The following is an 18,880-nucleotide window of genomic DNA, read 5'->3' as shown; positions in this document are numbered from 1 at the left end:
GACTCCTGAGGTTGCCCTGACTTGCGGGGAAACATGCTAGTCACACCACTTGCAAGATGCTTGCGAAGGGCTCAGTTGTGCAGCGCCGCGGAGACCACGCGGGCGGCCTCGATCGCCGTCTTCCTGTCGGCCGGGGAGCTCGGCGAAACGTCCTCGCGGCGCAGGATGACCTCGCCCATGAGGTTACTCGTACGGAAGAGCAGCGTGCTGTCCGATCGGCCGGATTTGGTGCTGCTCAGGTAGAGCTCGTAGGAGTCCTGGACGAACGCCGCCTCGCCCACCCCCGGCACGTCGGCCAGAGGGCCGACGGTCTTGCGGAAGACCGTGCCCTTCGCCGCCGCCCGGCTGCCCCGCTCGCTGTCGAACCGCAGCCGGGCCACGGCGGGGCCGCTGTAGTCGCCGTTCGGCTGCTCGGCCCTGGTCCGGACGGTGATCGAGCGGACGATCCGGGAGCCGTCGCGCACCTGCCACACGCACTCGCCCGCCCTGGTGCGCAGCCGCTGCACCGTGCCCTTCAGCACCTGCCCGGGGTCCTTCTGCCCTGGCCCGGGGTCGTTCAGCAGTTGCCCGGCCCGCGCGTCGCCGATCAGCCCGCACGGGTCGGGCGCCGCCGCGTAGCCGCCCGTCTCCTTCGGCCCGTTCAGTACGCTCAGGCCGTACCAGCCGCCCGCCCCCACCACCGCGACGGCGGCCAGCACGGCGAGCACGAGCCACCACCGGCGCCGCCGAGCACCGGAGGCGGTCACGCCGCTCAACCGCTCGTCACCCAGCCGTTCGCCGATCTGCTCGGCCGACGGCCGGGCCGCGGGGTCCTTGGCCAGCATGGCCATCAGCAGGCCGCCGAGCTCGCGCCCCGCCCTGGCCGGGAACGGCGGGTCGTGCAGCAGCACCGCGGCGGCCACCGCGGCCGGCAGGGCGCGCTCGAACGGCGGCCGCCCCTCCACCGCGGTGTAGAGGCTCGCGCCGAGCGACCACAGGTCGGAGGCGGGGCCGGCGGGCTGCTCGTTCAGCCGCTCGGGGGCCATGTAGCCGGGCGAGCCCGCGGTGCCCTGCCGATCGCCCCGGCCGCTCATCGGAGTCGCGATGCCGAAGTCGGTGAGCATGGCCGAGCCGTCGGCGTCGAGCATGATGTTGCCCGGCTTGACGTCCTGGTGCAGGATGCCGTGCGCGTGCGCCACCCGCAGCGCCGACAGCACCTGCGCCCCGATGCGGGCCACGGCCTGCGGCGGGAGCGGGCCGCGCTCCTCGATGACCTTGTCCAGCGAGCGCCCGGCGACCAGGTCCATGACGATCCACGGCTGGTCGCCGTCGAGCACCACGTCGTGGACGAGCACGATGGCGGGATCGCGCAGCCGTCCAGCGGACCTCGCCTCATGGATGGCCCGATCGGCGAACTCGGCCCGCTGGCGCGGCGTCAGCCCGGCCGGCACCCGCATCTGCTTGACCGCGACCTGCCGGTCGAGCGTCTGGTCGAGCGCCCGCCACACGGTGCCCGCGCCGCCTTCGCCGAGCCGCTCCACCAGGCGGTAACGGCCGGCCAGGAGGTAGAAGTCAGCCTGCACTGCGCAACGCCCGCTCGCTGGCCCGCGCGGCCTTCAGCGCCGACTGCCTGATGTCCTCGTCGGTGGGCTTGGTGGCGAGCGTGGTGTACTCGACGCTCACCACCAGGTTGGCCAGCCGGTAGTAGACGTGGGCGGAGTGCACCCGCCCCGACGGCCCGGTGAGCTCGAAGGCGAAGCCCTCCTCCCCGATGCCGGTGAGGGCGTGGACGGGAGTGCGCTTGGCCTTGAGTGAGTTCTTCACGCCGATCTCCGGCCAGGTCCAGTCGATCTCGTCGTACTTGGCCCAGTAGCGCTGCTGGTTGCCGAGCAGCGTGTGGGCCGTCACCGGAGTCATCGACCAGGGGTCGGGGGTGTCGGAGTCCTTCTGGAGCTGCAGCCCCACGCCGGTGCCCTGGACCGGCCAGCCGCACTTGGGGCCCACCTCGTCGGAGCCGGGTTGCGGCTTGGGCGGCTGCCGGGTGTTCAGCAGCTCGCCGATCTCGGCCTGGGCGAGGAGCGAGCACACGTTCATGGGAACGCTGAAGGCTTCCGGCACCTTGTCCTGATTTTTCGTCACAAGGTACGTAGCGCCGGCGGCGATCACCAGCACCGCCACCGCGGCGGCGGCGATCCAGACGATCGCCTTACCGCGGCGCTTCACCCGGCCGGGCGCGGTGAGGTCGTGCTGCGTCGCGAGCCGGGCCGTCCGCCCCGCCGCGACCTCCCCGAGCGCGTGGCCGGCGGCCCGCGCGTCGAGGCGGGCGGCGGGATGGCGCGCCATCATGGCAGCGAGGACCGGCCCGATCGGGCCGGGCACGACCGGCGGCGGCAGCGTCAGCGTCGCCCTGATCCGCTCGGCCGGCGAGCCGCCGTAGGCCGGCCCGCCCGCGGCGGCCGTGAACAGCGTGGCGCCGAGCGACCAGATGTCGCTGGCCGGACCGCCCGGCTCACCCTCCAGCCGCTCGGGCGCGATGAAGCCGGGCGAGCCGATCATCAGCCCCTGCTCCGTGAGCGTCGCCTGCCCCTCCTGCCGGGCGATGCCGAAGTCGGTGAGCACCACCCGGCCGCCCTCGGTGAGGAACACGTTGCCCGGCTTGACGTCGCGATGCTGCACCCCCTGCGCGTGCGCGGTGGACAGCGCGTCCAGGACGCGCACCCCGATGTCGGCGACCTGCTCCTGCGGCATCGCCCCGCGCTCCCGGACCGCGTCCGCGAGCGTGCGGCCCCGCAGCAGCTCCATGACCAGCCACGGCCGCTCGTGCTCGACGATGACGTCGTGCAACGCCACGATGCCCGGATGGCGCAGCCGGGCGGTCGCCTGCGCCTCGCGTACGGCCCGGGTGACGAGGTCGCCGCGCTCCTTGGCGGACAGGCCCTCGGGCAGCGTGAGCTCCTTGACCGCCACCTCGCGGTCCAGCATCTCGTCCCTGGCCAGCCACACCCGGCCCATGCCGCCGCTGCCGAGCGGCCGCAGCAGTGAGTAGCGGCTGGCGAGTCTTCCCCCGGACATAAACGGAAGGGTAACTAAGGATCAAGCCGGACAGTTATTCGTTCGAATCTGATAACTGTCGGTCTACCTCTCTATGGTCTTGGTTCGTGGATCCGGTTCAAGGCACTCTCGACGAGCTCGGCACTCCGCTGAGCGACGTCACGTTCGTCGTGTTCGACCTCGAGACGACCGGGGGTTCCCCGGCCGATCACATGATCACCGAGATCGGCGCGGTCAAGGTGCGAGCGGGCGAGGTGCTCGGCGAGTTCTCCACGCTGGTCGATCCCGGCGGGCCGATCCCGCCGTTCATCTCCGTGCTGACCGGCATCACCGATGCCATGGTGGTGGCCGCGCCGCGCATCGAGTCGGTGCTGCCGGCCTTCCTGGAGTTCATCCGCGGGACCACCCTGGTCGCCCACAACGCGAGCTTCGACACCCGTTTCGTCAAGGCGGCCTGCGCGGCCCACGGCTATCCCCCACCGGCCAACCCGGTCGTCGACACCGTCGACCTGGCCCGCCGCGTGCTGACCCGCGACGAGACGCCCAACGCCAAGCTCGCCACACTGGCCCGGTTCTTCCGCAGCCCGACCGATCCCTGCCACCGCGCCCTGCACGACGCCAGGGCCACCGTCCACGTGCTCCACGGCCTGATCGAGCGGGCCGGCTCCTTCCAGGTCCACACGCTCGAAGAGCTCAAGTCCTTCGTCCGCGCCCCCACCCCCGAGCAGCAGCGCAAGCGCCACCTGGCCGAGTCGGTGCCCCACTCCCCCGGCGTCTACCTCTTCGAGGACGACCGCGGCGAGGTCCTCTACATCGGCAAGAGCACCAACCTGCGCAACCGCGTCCGCTCCTACTTCACCGCCAGCGAGACCCGCCCGCGCATCCGCGAGATGATCGGCATCGCGGAGCGGGTCCGCCACATCGTCTGCACCACCGCCCTCGAAGCCGAAGTACGCGAGCTGCGCCTGATCGGCGGCGCCAAACCCCGCTACAACCGCAGGTCGCGCTTCCCGGAGAAGGTCGTCTGGCTCAAGCTCACCGACGAGCCGTTCCCCCGGCTGTCGATCGTGCGCGAGCTCAAGGACGACGACGCCGCCTACCTCGGCCCCTTCTCCAGCAGCCGCTCGGCCGAAGACGCCCGCATCGCCCTGCACGAGGCGGTGCCGCTGCGCCAGTGCACCCAGCCGATCAGCCTGCGCACCCAGCGCGCGGCCTGCGTCCTCTATGAGATGGGCCGCTGCGGAGCGCCGTGCGAGGGCAGGGAGAGCCAGGCCGACTACGCGCTGCACGCCCAGGCCGCCCGCCGGGCCATGACCCTCGACGCCTCGTCGGTCTTCTCCGCGGTGTCGGCCCGCATGGAGCGCCTGTCGGTCGAGCAGCGCTACGAGGAGGCGTCCATCGACCGCGACCGCCTGGCGGCCTTCGTCCGCGCCGCGGCCCGCATGCAGCGCCTCACGGCCATCACCCGCATCCCCCAGCTGGTCGCCGCCAGCCCGGCCTTCGACGGCGGCTGGGACATCCACGTCATCCGCTACGGCCGGCTCAGCGCGGCCGGCGTCATGCCACGCGGCGCCCACCCCGTCCCCTACGTCGAGTCCCTCGTGGCCATGGCCGAGAGCGTCATTCCCGGCCCCGGGCCCGTCCACGCGGCCAGCGCCGAAGAGACCGAGTGCATCCTGCGCTGGCTGGAGTCACCGGGGGTGCGCCTGGTGGAGGTCGACGGCGAGTGGAGCCTGCCCGCCCACGGCGCCGCCCGCCACAAGGCCCGCATCGACCTCGCCTACCGCGGCCTCGATCAGGGCCGCTAGAGTTGGCCCATGGTCACGGCTATCGTCCACATCAACGCCGAGGTAGACCGGATCCCGGAGGTCGCCCAGACGATCGCCGAGATCGAGGGGGTCAGCGAGGTCTACTCCATCACCGGCGAATACGACCTGCTGGCGATGGTCCGGGTGGCCGCCTACGAGCAGATCGCCGAGGTGATCCCGGGGCGCCTCAACAAGGTGGCCGGCGTGCTCCACACCGAGACCCACATCGCCTTCCGCACCTACTCCAAGCACGACCTCGACGCGGCGTTCTCGATCGGCTTCGGCGAAAGCGACTAACTCGGGAAAATCAGGCTTTTTTACGGCTGGCACGATGAGCCCCAATGCGAGTGCGGGGCTGGGCCCTGTCCAGGGATACGGTCCTGAGGTGTGCGGGGCTGGGCACCGCACCCGCCGCGTGCAACTCACCGTGCCCGCAGTGTGCAGCTCGATGTACTCGCCGTGCGGCAGCCGCTTGATCACGGCGGACTCGACGCCGTGCGAGACGACACCCGCGCGAGAGAACACCGGCCCTGAAGACACCTGAAAACACCTGAGGACAAAGGAGCGGGCCCGGACGGATGATCCGTCCGGGCCCGAACCGAAGAGAAACTACCGCGTCAGCGAGTGGTCGTCGCCGGCGCCGATCGCCGCGTGCTCCTCTTCCTCATGCCCTTCACCGTGCGCGTGCCCGTCGCCGAGAGGAATCTTCTCCCCTCCGTACGCCTTGGACATCCGGGCGCGCAGCTTGCCGAGCGGGCCGCGCATGCCCTTCGGCGGGATGCCCGCGCTGTCGGGGGCGGCCGGCAGCATCAACACCGGCTCCTTGCCCCGCACGTGCGCCTCGATGTCCTCGTGCGGCGGCGTGTGCAGCTCGATGTACTCGCCGTGCGGCAGCCGCTTGATCACGCCCGACTCGACGCCGTGCGAGACGACGCCCGCGTCGTAGCGCTGCAGGCCGAGGCAGATGCGATACGTGATCAGGTACGCCAGCGCGGGCGCCAGGAAGATCAGCACCCGCCCCGCGTACGTGGTCACGTTGAGGCTGATGTGGAAGTTGGCCGAGATCTCGTCGTTGGCGCCGAGCAGCCAGAGCACGCCGTAGAACGTGATGGCCGTCATGCCGATCGCGGTGCGGTGCGGGTTGTTGCGCGGGCGCTCGGCGAAGTGGTGCTCGCGCTTGTCGCCCGTCACCCAGCGTTCCAGGAACGGATAGAGCGCCAGGCCCGTCATGATGATGCCCATGGGCACCAGCGCCGGGATGATGACGCTGAGCGGCAGTGTTCCCGCATGGGACGTGCCGAACAGGTTGATCTCCCATGGCACCATGATGCGCAGCGCGCCTTCGAGGAAGCCCATGTAGAAGTCGGGCTGCGAACCGGCCGACACGTCGGCGGGCGTATAGGGACCGAACAGCCAGATCGGGTTGATCTGGGCGAACGTCGCCAACCCCGCCACCACCGCGAACGTGAACAGGAAGTACGCGCCCGCCTTGGCCATGAAGGCCGGGTAGAAGGGCGCTCCCACCACGTTGTGGTTGTTGCGGTTCTTGCCGGGCATCTGGGTGTGCTTCTGCGTCCACATGAGCACCATGTGGGCGGAGACGAGCGCCAGGATGATGCCCGGGATGAGCAGGATGTGCAGCGAGTAGAACCGGGAGACGACATCCTCACCCGGATATTCTCCGCCGAACAGGAAGAACGTGACGTACGTGCCGACCAGCGGCAGCGAGATCGCCACACCCTCGGTGATCCGCAGACCGGCGCCGGACAGCAGGTCGTCGGGCAGGGAGTAGCCGGTCAGCCCTTCGAGGAGCGCCAGCGTCAGCAGCCCGACGCCGATGAGCCAGTTGAGCTCGCGCGGCTTGCGGTACGCGCCGGTGAAGAACACCCGCAGCGCGTGCACCGTCATGCCGGCCACGAACATCAAGGCCGCCCAGTGGTGCATCTGCCGCATGAGCAGACCACCCCGGACGTCGAAGCTGAGCTCCAGCGACGACGCGTAGGCCTGGGACATCATGACGCCCTTGAGCGGGGCGTACGACCCGTCGTAGGCGATCTCCGCCATGCTCGGCTTGAACCAGAACGTCAGGAACGTACCGGTCAGCAGCAGGATGACGAAGGAGTAGAGCGCGATCTCGCCCAGCAGGAACGACCAGTGGTCGGGGAAGACCTTGCGAAGATTGCGCTTGAGGAAGTTGCCCGCGCCGAGGCGCTCGTCGAGGAAGTTCGACGGGCCGCCGATGGCCTTGGGAACAGTGGTCAGCTCGCTCATGCCTGGCCTCCCTTGGACCTGGCCTCGGCTTCGGCGTCGCCGCGCTCCCAGTAGCTGGGACCGGGCGGCACGTTGAAGTCCCCCTTGGCGACGAGGAAACCCTCACCGTCGACCGTGATCGGCAGCTGCGGCAGCGGCCGGGCGGCCGGGCCGAAGATGACCTTCGCACCGTCGGCGGCGTCGAAGGTCGACTGGTGGCAGGGGCAGAGGATGTGGTGGGTGGTCTGCTCGTAGAGAGCCGCGGGGCAGCCCACGTGCGTGCAGATCTTGGAGTAGGCGACGATGCCGTCGTGCGTCCAGTTCTGGTTCGTCCCGGACTTGATCTCTTCGGGGCGGAACTTGATCAGGATCAGCGTCGCCTTGGCCAGGGCGTTCAGGTCGTGCTGGTAGCCATCGGGCACCACCGACAGGATGCCGCCCGGCGAGTTGAAGTCGGCGGCGCGGATCGGCTGGCCGGTGCCCTCGACGACGAGCCTGCGCGGCTTGCCGTCCTTGGTCTTCTCACCCCAGACCGTGTGCCGCAGCGTCTTGTTGAAGGCGGCGCCGGGCATCTTGGAGTTGTCGAGGTCACGCAGCAGCACCACCGGGAGCAGGCCCAGCGGCGCGGCCGCGAGCAGCAGCGTGCGGCGCAGCAGCTTGCGCTTGACGAACCCGCTCTCGTTGGCGCCCTGAATGAAGGTCTCGGCGACGACCCCCCGGGTCTCCTCGGCGGAGACCATGGGGTGGCGCTCCTGGACCAAGGAGTACTTCGGCATGATCATGCGGACCCAGATCACGATGCCGACGGCCAACCCCAGCAGCGCCACCGTCAGCGTGCTGCCGAGCGCCAGGTTGGACACACCGGTGCTCTCCGGGCTGCCGACCTGGAAGTAGACGTAGGAGATGATGAACGCGATGGCCGCGAGGAACGTGACCGTGAAGCAGAGCGCCACGATCTTCTCGGCCTTGCGCGCCTTCTGCTCGTCCTGCAGCGTGACGCCCGGGATCTCTACCTCGACGTCCTCGCGTTCGGGGGCGCCGAGCATCGAGGTGCCCGGTGCGGGGGTGCCGATGACGCGCCGTGGGACGCGTTCGTCCGGCTGCTCGATCTCGTGCTCGTTGTCTGTCATGACTTCTGTCGCTTCTTCGCGGTGATCCAGATGGCGGCGAGGGCGAGGGCACTGAGGCCCGCTATCCAAGCTACGAGACCTTCGGTGACCGGGCCAATACGCCCGAGGCCAAAACCTCCCGGGTCCGTCTGCTCGCGAACACTGGTGATGTAGGCGATCATGCTGCGCTTCTCTTCAGGCGTGATCGTCGAGTCATTGAAGACCGGCATCGCCTGCGGGCCGGTGATCATGGCCTCGTAGATCTGCGTGGGAGACGCCTGGTTCAGGTTGGGGGCGTATTTGCCCTGCGTCAGCGCGCCGCCCGCGCCGACCCAGTTGTGGCACTGGATGCAGTTGGCGCGGAACAACTCACCGCCCTTGCCCGCGTCGCCGAGCTTGGCGTCGACCTGCTCCTTGCCGGGCACCTGCGGACCGCCGCCGAGCGACTGCACATAGGCGCCGAGCTTGCGGATCGAGTCCGGGTTGACCCACCTGTGCTCCGGCTTGCGCGGCGCCTGGGCGCCGGAGTCGGCCGCGGGCATGCGGCCGGTGCTCACCTGGAAATCGACGGCCGCGGCCCCGACGCCGATGAGCGTGGGAGCCTTCCCGCTGATGCCCTGCGCGTTGAGCCCGTGGCAGCTGGAGCAGTGCAGCTCGAACAGGGCCTTGCCCTCGGCCACGTCGTCGACCCTGCCTGACGCGAGGGCCGCGTCAGCAGGCTTACCCACCTGGACAAAGGCGGTGTATGCCATCCCGACCAGCGCCAACGCGAAAATCAGGACGGCGTATCTCGCGAGGGGATGCCGCCGCCAAGCGGTGATCCTAGTCACAGAGATCCCGTTCCTTAACGAATAATGTAGATGGTCGCGAAAAGACCGATCCAGACGACGTCGACGAAGTGCCAGTAGTAGGACACGACGATGGCGCTGGTGGCCTGCTCATGCGTGAAGCGCTTCGCGGCGTACGTGCGTCCCAGCATGAAGAGGAACGCGATCAGGCCACCCGTAACGTGCAGGCCGTGGAAGCCCGTCGTCAGGTAGAACACCGAGGTGAAGGCGTTCGCGGACAGGGTCGCGCCCTCCTTCGCCAGCTCGCCGTACTCGTACAGCTGACCGGCGACGAAGACCGCGCCCATCAGGAAGCTCACGAGGTACCAGAAGCGGAGCTTGCCGACCTGCCCCTTCTCCGCGGCCCATACGCCCAGCTGGCACGTCACACTCGACAGGACCAGGATGATCGTGTTGACCGTCGCGAACGGGATGTTCAGGTGAGCGCCTTCGGCTTCCACGCCCTTCTGCAGGAGCGCGGGGCCCCACTCGAGGCCGTTGCCCTCGCTCACCGACCGGATGGTGAAGTACATCGCGAACAGCGCCGCGAAGAACATGAGCTCGGAGGACAGCCAGACGATCGTACCGACACTGACCAGATTGGGTCTGCGGTACGGCTGTGCTGTCGTCGTCGAAGTTATTGCGGATGCTGTCGCCACGGGCAGCATTATTGCGGCTTCTGTGGGCGGTCCCGCGCACGACCCCCCCGTAAGCAGGAACAAACATGCCCGTAACCTCAAAAAATGAGGACAAAACGCCCGCCAGAGACGGTGGCCTGGGATTGCGGGCCAGGGCACCGGTACGATCCCAGGTGACCATACAGCTACGACCGATAGTGAGCGCGACCGTGAGCACCGACGACACGATGAGGGTCCTCGTCTACAGCGACGACGCCGCCACCCGTGAAGAGGTTCGGCTGGCGATCGGCCGGCGACCCGCCGCCGATGTCCCCCTCGTGGAGATCGTGGAGTGCGCCACCGAGCCCAAGGTTCACCAGTGGCTGGGTTCCGGCGAGATCGACGTGGCCATCCTCGACGGCGAGACCCAGCCCGCCGGCGGCATGGGCGTCTCGCGCCAGGCCAAGGACGAGGTCTACGACTGCCCGCCCGTCTGCCTGATCATCGCCCGGCGCGACGACCGCTGGCTGGCCGACTGGTCCAAGGCCGACGCCGTGGTGCCGCAGCCGCTGGAGCCCATGGTCCTGGCCGACACCGTCGCCGACCTCATGCGCCGCCGCGCCTTGACCCGACTCAACGCGAAGTAGGTGCCTGCCGTGGATGCCCGGACGACCTGGCCCGCCCTGCTCTCGGCTCTCCTGTCGGGTGAGCATCTGACCGCTGATGAGACGTCCTGGGCGATGCGGGAGATCATGTCGGGCTCCGCGACGTCGGCCCAGATCGCCGGGTTCGCGATCGCGCTGCGGGCCAAGGGCGAGACGGTGGCCGAGGTCGTGGGCCTGGCCCGCACCATGCTGGAGCTGGCCACCCCCCTCGACGTCGAGGGCCCGGTCGTCGACGTCGTCGGCACCGGCGGCGACCGCGCCCACACGGTCAACGTCTCGACGATGGCCGCCATCGTGGCCGCCGGCGCGGGCGCGCGCGTGGTCAAGCACGGCAACCGGGCCGCCTCCTCTTCGTGCGGCGCCGCCGACGTGCTGGAGCACCTGGGCATCCGCCTCGACCTGACGCCCGAGCAGACGGCCCGCGTCGCCCGCGAGGCGGGCATCGCCTTCTGCTTCGCCCCGGTCTACCACCCCGCGCTGCGCTTCGCCGGGCCGCCGCGCAAGGAGATCGGCGTCCCGACGGTCTTCAACTTCCTCGGCCCGCTCACCAACCCGGCCCGCCCCGCGGCCCAGGCCATCGGCGTCTTCGACAAGAACATGCTGCCGGTCCTCGCCGGCGTCTTCGCCGAGCGCGGCGTCTCCGCCCTGGTCTTCCGCGGCGACGACGGCCTCGACGAGCTCACGATCGCGACGACCTCCACGGTCTGGATCGTCAAGGACGGCGTCGCCACCCAGACCGTCTTCGACCCCTCCGTCCTCGGCATCCCCCGGGCCGACGCGGGCGCCCTCAAGGGCGGCGACGTCGCCTTCAACGCCCAGGCGGTCCACGACCTGCTGCGCGGCAAGACGGGCCCGGTGCGGGACGCCGTGCTGCTCAACGCGGCGGCGGCCCTGGTGGCGCTGGACGGGCCCGGCGACGACCTCGACGCGGCCATGATCGACGGCTACGCGCGCGCCGTCCAGGCCGTCGACTCGGGCCGCGCCGCCGCCGCCCTGGACCGCTGGATAGAGACCAGCCGCTCCCTCCGACCGGCCTGACCCAACCAGGGCCCTCAAGTACGGCACGACCCTCAAGAGGGCTGCCATGAGGGCTACAGGGACGGACAGAGGGTTTCTGCGATTAGCGATAGAGCATGGTGGGTGCGGCCTTGAGTGAGCTCCACTTGAGCCACTCCCGCCAGCTCTCCTGCCAGTGCCCCCACCCGTTGGTCGGCTCCAGCACCCGGGGCGAGCCCGTGATGATGATCGGATCCCCGATCAGCGTGTTCTTGATGAACCAGGCCGCGTTCTCCGGGCTGACGTTCACGCACCCGTGGCTCACGTTGGCGTAGCCCTGCGAGCCGACCGACCACGGCGCGCTGTGCACGTACTCGCCGCTGTTGGAGATGCGCACGGTGTTGTAGACGGTCATCTGGTAGTAGCCCGCCGACCCGGGCCCGATGCCCGGCGAGGTCATGACGGTCACCGGTTCCCTGGACATGGCCAGGTGGATGCCGGAGGTCGTGTAGTACTTCCAGTCCCCGCCCTGGCCGGCGCTCATCGGCATGGTGCGGATCTTCTTGCCGTCGCGGCGGACCGTCAGCACGTGGACGTCGGTGCTGCCCTTGGTGATCTGCGAACGGCCGATCTTGAAGTCGAAGGCGAAGTCGCGCTTGCCGTACACGCCTTCGGCCCCGCGTACGCCGGCCAGGTGGGCCTCCAGGCGGACGTCGGTGTGCGCCGGCCAGTAGTGCAGCGGCCGGAAGTCCACGTGCCGGTCGTCGAACCAGTGCCAGGCGCCCTCGACCGGCTTCGAGCTGTGGATGAGGAGATTGCGCTCGACCGCCACCCGGTCGGTGATCGGCTGGTCGAACGTGATCATGACCGGCATGCCGACGCCGACCGTCAGGCCGGTGTCGTACCGGTTCGGCGTCACCGTCTCGATGTCGAAGGTCTTGGTCGCCTTGACCGTCGAGAAGGTGCTGGTGGTCTCGATCGGCTTGCCGTCGGTTCCAGTGGCGAGCGTGGTGATCGTGTACGTGGTGCCCGGCCTGGCGGTACGGGTGCTGCGCCAGGCGGTGCCGTCGGCGCTGAGCACGCCCGGCAGTCCGCCCGCCTTGCCGCCGCCCTGGATCCGGACGCTCTTGAGGGTGCCGGACTGGGCGGCGACGACTACGGTCTGGTCAGTCGGGATATTTCCGGCTTTGTCGAGTGGATTCACCACCACGGTGGCCGCCACCGCCGGCTTCGCCGCTCCCGCACCGACCGCGGCGGTCTGACCGGCGGCGGCACCCCCACCGGCACCGGTCGCCCCGGCGCTTCCTGAAGGGACGGTCTGGGTCCCCGAGCACGACGTCAGCAGGGCCAGGGCCAGCAGCCCGGCGGATCCATGAGCCAAGCGCCCCACGTGCACTCCCCCGTCCGAGATCGATCCATTCCCCTCACTTGTTACCCTGAGTGCTCGATTCGTCACATCCGTGCACCGGCAAAGAACAACAAAAAGCGGGCGTCCTCTCCCAGAAGAGGACACCCGCCGAAAGCCTCGCGGTCAGTGCGAGAAGTTACCCCGGTAGTACTGGAACACGAATCCGATCATGGCCATGATGATCAGGAACACGCCGATCAGGAACATCCAGAACCCGATCACGAACCCGGCGAACGCGAACGCCGCCGCCAGGCAGAGGAACAGCGGCCACCAGCTGCTCGGGCTGAAGAACCCGATCTCACCGGCGCCGTCGCTGATCTCGGCCTGCTTGTTGTCCTCGGGCTGGTCGCCGATGCGCCGCGCCGTGAACATCAGGTAGTAGCCGATCATGAACGCGAAGCCGACCGAGATGGCCATGGCCGTGGTGCCGACCGGCTCGCCGTGACCGGTGTCCGCCTTGGTCCAGAACCAGTAAGCGACGTCCACGCCGGCGAAGAACAGGCCGCACAGCAGGAACAGCCAACCCTGTACCTTCATCAGGCCTCGACCTCCTGGGGCGTCTTGGCGGACACGTGCGGGTAGTGCAGGTCGAACGCGGGACGCTCGGACCGGATCCGCGGCAGCATGCTGAAGTTGTGCCGCGGCGGCGGGCAGGAGGTCGCCCATTCGAGCGAGTTGCCGTAGCCCCACGGGTCGTCGACCGTGACCTTGGGCGCGCTGCGCGCGGTCTTCCAGACGTTGTAGAAGAACGGCAGCACCGACAGGCCGAGCACGAACGCGCCGACCGACGAGATCAAGTTCAGGTCGGTGAAGCCGTCGGCGGGGCTGTAGTCGGCGTAGCGGCGCGGGAAGCCGACGACGCCGAGCCAGTGCTGGATCAGGAACGTCGCGTGGAAGCCGATGAACAGCAGCCAGAACTGCACCTTGCCGAGCTTGTCGTCGAGCATCTTGCCGGTGAACTTGGGCCACCAGAAGTAGAAGCCCGCGAACATCGCGAACACCACCGTGCCGAACACCACGTAGTGGAAGTGCGCCACGACGAAGTAGGTGTCGCTGATCTGGAAGTCGAGCGGCGGCGAGGCCAGGATGACGCCGGTCAGGCCGCCCAGCAGGAAGGTGATCAGGAAGCCGATCGAGAACAGCATCGGCGACTCGAACGTGAGATGCCCACGCCACATCGTGCCGATCCAGTTGAAGAACTTCACGCCCGTCGGCACCGCGATGAGGAACGTCATGAACGAGAAGAACGGCAGCAACACCTGCCCGGTCGGGAACATGTGGTGCGCCCAGACCGTGATCGACAGGCCGGCGATCGAGATCGTCGCGGCCACGAGGCTGATGTAGCCGAAGATCGGCTTGCGGCTGAACACCGGGAAGATCTCACTCACGATGCCGAAGAACGGCAGCGCGATGATGTAGACCTCCGGATGGCCGAAGAACCAGAACAGGTGCTGCCACAGCAGCGCCCCTCCGTTCTCCGGGGTGAAGATGTGGGTGCCGAGCTTGCGGTCGGCCTCCAGGGCCAGCAGCGCGGCGGCCAGCACCGGGAAGGCCATCAGCACGAGCATGCTGGTCAGCAGGATGTTCCAGGTGAAGATCGGCATGCGGAACATGGTCATGCCCGGCGCGCGCATGCAGATGATCGTGGTGATGAAGTTGACCGAGCCGAGGATCGTCCCCAGGCCGGACAGCGCCAGACCCATGATCCACAGGTCACCGCCCATGCCCGGCGAGCTGATCGCGGTCGACAGCGGCGTGTAGGCGAACCAGCCGAAGGAGGCCGCGCCGTTGGGCGTGAAGAAGCCCGACACCGCGATGATGCTGCCGAACAGGTAGAGCCAGTAGCTCACCATGTTCAGCCGGGGGAAGGCCACGTCGGGCGCGCCGATCTGCAGCGGCATCAGCTCGTTGGCGAACCCGGCGAACAGCGGCGTCGCGAACATCAGCAGCATGATCGTGCCGTGCATGGTGAACAGCTGGTTGAACTGCTCGTTGCTGACGAACTGCAGCGCCGGCTGCGCCAGCTCGGCCCGCATGATCAGCGCCATGACGCCGCCGATCAGGAAGAAGGCGAACGACGTGATCAGATAGAGGTGACCGATGATCTTGTGGTCGGTGCTGGACAGCCACTTCACGACCACCGCGCCCTTGGCAGCGCGCCTCGGGGTCGTCGAGATTGGCTCTTGGATGGCGGTCACTGAGCGCTCCCAGCCTGAGTCGCGATGTACTGGTCGTACTCAGCCTGCTTGACGAGCTTCACCGAGAAGAGCATCCGGCTGTGGTCGACGCCGCACAGCTCGGCGCAGCGGCCCGCGTAGACGCCGGGCTTGTCGAGCGTCTTGATCTCGAAGAAACGGCCCTTGTTGTCCTTGGGCAGCCCCGGGATGACGTCACGCTTGAACAGGAACGCCGGCACCCAGAAGGAGTGGATGACGTCGGGCGACTCCAGCTCGAACTCCACCGTCTTGCCCACGGGCAGCACGAGCTGCGGGCCCGACTTGTAGTCGCTCACGGGCTGGCCCACGACCGGCTTCAACGTCTTGCCGTTGAGCGTCGTGGTGAACCGCCAGCTCCACTGGAACGCCTCCACCTTGACCTTGACGTCAGGGTGGCCGGACAGCGCCTGCAGATCCCGGCTGTCACGCGCGGTGAAGAAGAAGAACACCGACACCATGACCAGCGGGATCAAGGTGTAGAGCATCTCGATCGGCAGGTTGTAACGCACCTGCGGCGGGAGCTCGGCCTTGGCCTTGCGCTTCACATGGAACAAACACGCCCAGATGATCAGGACGATGACCACGGCGCCCGTGGCGAGTGCGGCGACCCAGGCCCCGTTCCAAAGATTCTGGACGATGTCGCCCTGGCTGGTGATGTGCTCAGGAAGCAGACCCTTGGACCAATCGGCCTTGGGAACGTCATTAGCACACGCCGTAGCGGAGGCCAGCAGCAACGCCAAAGCGGCGGCTCGCGGCACTCTGCGCCGGGCCAACGAACGCCGTGTCGAACGGCGAGTCGGACTCACGGATCGCCTACCCCACAGATGAAGCCCAGGAGTCCTCCTGGGCGCTCGTATGTCTAAAAGCACAGCTGATTGCAGACACATTAGCGTGCAAGAGCCCCGCCCTCCCGCGCGCCCCCTCGATGGGGGAAGGCAAGTGGGACGATGGGTCTCGTGGCGTACTTTGACGCGGCCTCGACCGAGCCGCTCCACCCCCAGGCCCGCGAGGCGCTCCTGGCGGCGATCGATGTCGGCTGGGCCGACCCCGCGAGGTTGTACGGCCAGGCCCGCCGTGCGCACCTGCTGCTGGAGCAGGCCCGTACGGAAGTGGCCGAGGCGCTCGGCGCGCGCCCGGACGAGGTGTCGTTCACCTCTTCGGGCACGCAGGCCGTGCATCTCGGCGTGCTCGGCACCCTACACGGCAGGCGGAGGGCGGGGCGGCATCTGGTGACGAGCGCGGTCGAGCACTCCAGCGTGCTGCACGCCGCCAGCCTGCACGAACGCGGCGGCGGCACGGTGGAGATCGTGGGGGTGGATCTGCGCGGACGCGTCGACCCGGCCGCCTTCACGGCCGCCGTCGCCGGGCCCGACACGGGCCTGGCCTGCCTGCAGACGGCCAACCACGAGGTCGGCACGCTCCAGCCGGTGGCCGAGGTGGCCGCGGCCTGCCGGGAGCACGGCGTCCCGCTGCTGGTCGACGCCGCGCAGACGGCCGGGCGGCTGCCGATCCCGGAGGGCTGGTCGGTGCTGACGGCCAGCGCCCACAAGTGGGGCGGTCCGGCCGGGGTGGGGGTGCTGGCGGTGCGCAAGGGCACGCGGTTCAGGTCGTTCCTGCCGGAGGACGAGCGCGAGCGGCGCCGGGTCCCCGGGTTCGAGAACGTGCCGGGCATCGTCGCCGCCGCGGCCGCGCTGCGCGCGATGACCGCAGAGGCGGCGCGCGAACGTGACCGGCTCTCGGCGCTCGTCGACAAGATCCGGCGGACCGTGCCGGAGATCGTGCCCGACGTGGAGGTGATCGGCGACCCGGTCGAGCGGGCGCCCCACATCGTGACGTTCTCCTGCCTCTACGTCGACGGGGAGGTCCTGCTCACCGAGCTGGACAAGGCCGGATTCGCAGTATCGTCCGGGAGTTCGTGCACCGCTAGTACGCTTCGTCCATCGCACGTTCTGGAAGCCATGGGCGTGCTCACGCATGGGAATGTCCGGGTGTCACTGCCCAGGGGCGCTTCCGCGGCCGAGGTCGACAGGTTCCTCGCCGTGCTGCCCGATGTGGTGCACCGAATCCGGCAGGACGCAGGAGTCGCATGACCGAGGTTATTCAGCCGGCGTTGACGATCGACGCGCTCGGGAAGAAGTGCCCGATCCCGATCATCATGCTCGCCGAGCAGATCAACTACGTCCCGCTCAACGCCGTGATAGCCGTCCTGGCCGACGATCCGGCCGCGTTCACGGACGTCCCCGCATGGTGCCGCCTGAAGTCCCACCGCCACGTGGGCTCCTACGAGCTGCCGCAGGGCGGCTGGTCCATCCACGTACGCCGCAATTACTGACATTTCGTACGTACGGCGCAGAGCATCCCAAAATGGGTAGGAACCCCCTCGGGTCAGACCATCGACTTCCGGGGGGAAGACATGACTCACGGACATCCGCACCAGACCGCGCGCGACCTGATGAGCCGGGGCGCGGAGTGCATCCCCGCCCACGAGACGCTCGACCGGGCCGCGCAGATGATGCGTGACAGCCACGTCGGGGCACTGCCGGTCTGCGTGGACGACCGCGTGACCGGGATCATCACCGACCGCGACATCGTGCTCAAGTGCGTGGCCGAGGGCCGTGATCCGTCGGCCATGCGGGCGGGCGACCTGGTGGTCGGGCTGGTCTCGGTGCCGGCCGACGCCACGGTCGAGGAGGCCCTCCAGCTCATGGAGGAGCACCAGATCAAGCGGCTGCCGGTGATGTCGGACATGCGGGTCATCGGCATGATCACCGAGGCCGACCTGGCCAGGCACCTGCCCGACGACCAGCTGGTCGAATTCGTCCACCGGGTGTACGCGGGCGCCTGACCGCCGGCGTACAGCCGTCGCGGAAAACACACCACCCCGCCGCACTGACCGTGCGGCGGGGCGCTCCGCGAGCGGTGCGGTGGGTCAGGCGTGGTGGCAGCGGACGACGCCGGCGATCTCCTCGGCGGCCCTGGCCCCGTAGGCGGCGCCGAACCGCTCCAGGAAGGCCTTCTGCCCGAGCTCGTACTCCTGGCCGCCGACCCGCTCCAGCACGTGCGTGGCGGTCAGGTTGCCGACCTGGCCGCAGCGCTCCAGCGGCAGGCCCCAGGCCAGACCGGACAGGAAGCCCGCGCGGAAGGCGTCGCCGACACCGGTCGGGTCGGCCTTGCCCTGCTCCGGCGCGGGAGCGACCTGGATGGACGGCTCGCCCGCGCGGTCGATGACGGCGCCCTTGGGGCCGAGCGTGGTGATGCGGACGCCCACCCGGTCCAGGACCTCGGCGTCGGACCAGCCGGTCTTCTGCTCGATGAGCCCCTTCTCGTAGTCGTTGGAGAACAGGTAGGCGGCGCCGTCGACGAGGTCACGGATCTGCTCGTCGGCCATGCGCGCGAGCTGCTGCGAGGGGTCGGCGGCGAACGGGATGCCCCGCTGGCGGCACTCGTCGGTGTGGCGCAGCATGGCGTCGGGGTCGTTCGGGCTGATGAGCACCAGGTCGAGCCCGCCCACGCGGTCGGAGACGGGCCGCAGCTCGATGAGCCGGGCCTCGGCCATCGCGCCGGTGTAGAACGAGGCGATCTGGTTGTGGTGCTCGTCCGTGGTGCAGAGGAAGCGGGCCGTGTGATGGTTCTCGGAGACGTGCACGGAATCGCAGTCCACGCCGTGGCGCTCCAGCCAGGAGCGGTAGTCGGCGAAGTCCGAGCCGACCGCGCCCACGAGAATCGGTTTGAGCCCCAGGCAGCCCATGCCGAAGGCGATGTTCGCCGCGCACCCACCGCGACGGATCTGCAGGTCGTCGACCAAGAAGGAGAGCGACACCCGATCGAGCTGCTCGGCGATCAGCTGATCGCCGAAGCTTCCTGGGAAGGTCATCAGGTGGTCGGTCGCGATGGAGCCGGTGACGGCGATGCGCACGGGATTCTTCTTCCTCGTTGTCAGCAAGCCAATGAACC

The 18,880-nt window shown here is 68.9% G+C and carries 18 protein-coding genes; 7 read left to right on the top strand and 11 right to left on the bottom strand.

Annotated features, from left to right (window positions below; genetic code table 11):
- Positions 1-71 precede the first annotated feature (71 nt).
- Together LDL49_RS37085 and LDL49_RS37080 are read right to left on the bottom strand one after the other, a co-directional pair.
- On the bottom strand, positions 72-1,562 hold the full coding sequence (locus tag LDL49_RS37085) for a serine/threonine-protein kinase (protein ID WP_225298453.1): 1,491 nt from the start codon (positions 1,560-1,562) through the stop codon (positions 72-74).
- Positions 1,552-3,051 carry a serine/threonine-protein kinase gene (locus LDL49_RS37080; RefSeq protein ID WP_225298452.1) on the bottom strand — a complete coding sequence of 500 codons (1,500 nt, stop codon included), beginning with the start codon at positions 3,049-3,051 and terminating at the stop codon, positions 1,552-1,554. The genes LDL49_RS37085 and LDL49_RS37080 overlap by 11 nt, the downstream gene beginning before the upstream one ends.
- Before the next feature lie 86 nt (positions 3,052-3,137).
- Between LDL49_RS37080 and LDL49_RS37075 the strand changes: the two genes are divergently transcribed.
- On the top strand, positions 3,138-4,838 hold the full coding sequence (locus LDL49_RS37075) for a DEDD exonuclease domain-containing protein (RefSeq protein ID WP_225298450.1): 1,701 nt from the start codon (positions 3,138-3,140) through the stop codon (positions 4,836-4,838).
- A gap of 9 nt (positions 4,839-4,847) precedes the next feature.
- Positions 4,848-5,135, top strand: coding sequence for an Lrp/AsnC family transcriptional regulator (locus LDL49_RS37070; protein WP_225298448.1), 288 nt, complete (start codon positions 4,848-4,850; stop codon positions 5,133-5,135).
- A 312-nt stretch (positions 5,136-5,447) separates the two neighbouring features.
- Here the strand turns inward: LDL49_RS37070 and qcrB are convergent, their stop codons facing one another.
- The 4 genes from qcrB to ctaE all read right to left on the bottom strand — a co-directional run bounded on the left by qcrB (position 5,448) and on the right by ctaE (position 9,692).
- The gene (gene qcrB / locus LDL49_RS37065; RefSeq protein WP_225298446.1) at positions 5,448-7,109 is read right to left on the bottom strand and encodes a cytochrome bc1 complex cytochrome b subunit; all 1,662 of its coding nucleotides are present in this window, start codon (positions 7,107-7,109) and stop codon (positions 5,448-5,450) included.
- Positions 7,106-8,218 carry a cytochrome bc1 complex Rieske iron-sulfur subunit gene (gene qcrA / locus LDL49_RS37060; RefSeq protein WP_225298444.1) on the bottom strand — a complete coding sequence of 371 codons (1,113 nt, stop codon included), beginning with the start codon at positions 8,216-8,218 and terminating at the stop codon, positions 7,106-7,108. Before qcrA ends, qcrB begins: the two co-directional genes overlap by 4 nt.
- Positions 8,215-8,964 carry a cytochrome bc1 complex diheme cytochrome c subunit gene (gene qcrC / locus LDL49_RS37055; RefSeq protein ID WP_225298442.1) on the bottom strand — a complete coding sequence of 250 codons (750 nt, stop codon included), beginning with the start codon at positions 8,962-8,964 and terminating at the stop codon, positions 8,215-8,217. The genes qcrA and qcrC overlap by 4 nt, the downstream gene beginning before the upstream one ends.
- A gap of 77 nt (positions 8,965-9,041) precedes the next feature.
- A complete protein-coding gene (gene ctaE, locus LDL49_RS37050) occupies positions 9,042-9,692 on the bottom strand; it encodes an aa3-type cytochrome oxidase subunit III (RefSeq protein WP_225298440.1) in 651 nt (216 codons plus the stop codon).
- A gap of 197 nt (positions 9,693-9,889) precedes the next feature.
- Here ctaE and LDL49_RS37045 point away from each other — a divergent pair, with 197 nt between their 5' ends.
- Together LDL49_RS37045 and trpD are read left to right on the top strand one after the other, a co-directional pair.
- Entirely contained in the window at positions 9,890-10,288 is a 399-nt protein-coding gene (locus LDL49_RS37045) for a hypothetical protein (RefSeq protein ID WP_225298709.1), read from the top strand.
- A 9-nt stretch (positions 10,289-10,297) separates the two neighbouring features.
- A complete protein-coding gene (gene trpD, locus LDL49_RS37040; RefSeq protein ID WP_225298438.1) occupies positions 10,298-11,344 on the top strand; it encodes an anthranilate phosphoribosyltransferase in 1,047 nt (348 codons plus the stop codon).
- Between the two features lie 82 nt (positions 11,345-11,426).
- Here the strand turns inward: trpD and LDL49_RS37035 are convergent, their stop codons facing one another.
- From LDL49_RS37035 to ctaC, 4 genes are all read right to left on the bottom strand, one after another.
- On the bottom strand, positions 11,427-12,692 hold the full coding sequence (locus tag LDL49_RS37035) for a L,D-transpeptidase (protein ID WP_225298436.1): 1,266 nt from the start codon (positions 12,690-12,692) through the stop codon (positions 11,427-11,429).
- A 141-nt stretch (positions 12,693-12,833) separates the two neighbouring features.
- A complete protein-coding gene (locus LDL49_RS37030; RefSeq protein WP_225298434.1) occupies positions 12,834-13,247 on the bottom strand; it encodes a cytochrome c oxidase subunit 4 in 414 nt (137 codons plus the stop codon).
- Positions 13,247-14,908 (bottom strand): aa3-type cytochrome oxidase subunit I, encoded by a 1,662-nt coding sequence (gene ctaD, locus LDL49_RS37025; RefSeq protein WP_225298432.1) that lies wholly within the window; start codon positions 14,906-14,908, stop codon positions 13,247-13,249. The genes LDL49_RS37030 and ctaD overlap by 1 nt, the downstream gene beginning before the upstream one ends.
- A complete protein-coding gene (ctaC, locus tag LDL49_RS37020) occupies positions 14,905-15,699 on the bottom strand; it encodes an aa3-type cytochrome oxidase subunit II (protein WP_225298430.1) in 795 nt (264 codons plus the stop codon). Before ctaC ends, ctaD begins: the two co-directional genes overlap by 4 nt.
- A 174-nt stretch (positions 15,700-15,873) precedes the next feature.
- Here ctaC and LDL49_RS37015 point away from each other — a divergent pair, with 174 nt between their 5' ends.
- From LDL49_RS37015 to LDL49_RS37005, 3 genes are all read left to right on the top strand, one after another.
- Positions 15,874-17,016, top strand: coding sequence for a cysteine desulfurase family protein (locus LDL49_RS37015; RefSeq protein ID WP_225298428.1), 1,143 nt, complete (start codon positions 15,874-15,876; stop codon positions 17,014-17,016).
- Positions 17,013-17,258, top strand: coding sequence for a sulfurtransferase TusA family protein (locus LDL49_RS37010; protein ID WP_225298426.1), 246 nt, complete (start codon positions 17,013-17,015; stop codon positions 17,256-17,258). The genes LDL49_RS37015 and LDL49_RS37010 overlap by 4 nt, the downstream gene beginning before the upstream one ends.
- Positions 17,259-17,339: 81 nt before the next feature.
- Entirely contained in the window at positions 17,340-17,771 is a 432-nt protein-coding gene (locus LDL49_RS37005; protein ID WP_225298424.1) for a CBS domain-containing protein, read from the top strand.
- 84 nt (positions 17,772-17,855) lie between these two features.
- On the opposite strand, the gene LDL49_RS37000 is transcribed toward LDL49_RS37005, so the two are convergent.
- Positions 17,856-18,842, bottom strand: coding sequence for a carbohydrate kinase family protein (locus LDL49_RS37000; RefSeq protein ID WP_225298422.1), 987 nt, complete (start codon positions 18,840-18,842; stop codon positions 17,856-17,858).
- Positions 18,843-18,880: the final 38 nt, after the last annotated feature.

The sequence above is a fragment of the Nonomuraea aurantiaca genome (assembly GCF_020215705.1).
GTDB lineage: Bacteria > Actinomycetota > Actinomycetes > Streptosporangiales > Streptosporangiaceae > Nonomuraea > Nonomuraea aurantiaca.
This window is presented reverse-complemented; position numbering and strand designations above follow the sequence as displayed.

Bases quoted from the DNA above. Each gene is read 5' to 3' on its own strand.
- LDL49_RS37080 (WP_225298452.1), bottom strand. From the start codon at position 3,051: ATGTCCGGGGGAAGACTCGCCAGCCGCTACTCACTGCTGCGGCCGCTC.
- LDL49_RS37070 (WP_225298448.1), top strand. From the start codon at position 4,848: ATGGTCACGGCTATCGTCCACATCAACGCCGAGGTAGACCGGATCCCG.
- qcrB (WP_225298446.1), bottom strand. From the start codon at position 7,109: ATGAGCGAGCTGACCACTGTTCCCAAGGCCATCGGCGGCCCGTCGAAC.
- qcrA (WP_225298444.1), bottom strand. From the start codon at position 8,218: ATGACAGACAACGAGCACGAGATCGAGCAGCCGGACGAACGCGTCCCA.
- ctaE (WP_225298440.1), bottom strand. From the start codon at position 9,692: ATGCTGCCCGTGGCGACAGCATCCGCAATAACTTCGACGACGACAGCA.
- LDL49_RS37045 (WP_225298709.1), top strand. From the start codon at position 9,890: ATGAGGGTCCTCGTCTACAGCGACGACGCCGCCACCCGTGAAGAGGTT.
- LDL49_RS37030 (WP_225298434.1), bottom strand. From the start codon at position 13,247: ATGAAGGTACAGGGTTGGCTGTTCCTGCTGTGCGGCCTGTTCTTCGCC.
- LDL49_RS37015 (WP_225298428.1), top strand. From the start codon at position 15,874: ATGGGTCTCGTGGCGTACTTTGACGCGGCCTCGACCGAGCCGCTCCAC.
- LDL49_RS37010 (WP_225298426.1), top strand. From the start codon at position 17,013: ATGACCGAGGTTATTCAGCCGGCGTTGACGATCGACGCGCTCGGGAAG.
- LDL49_RS37005 (WP_225298424.1), top strand. From the start codon at position 17,340: ATGACTCACGGACATCCGCACCAGACCGCGCGCGACCTGATGAGCCGG.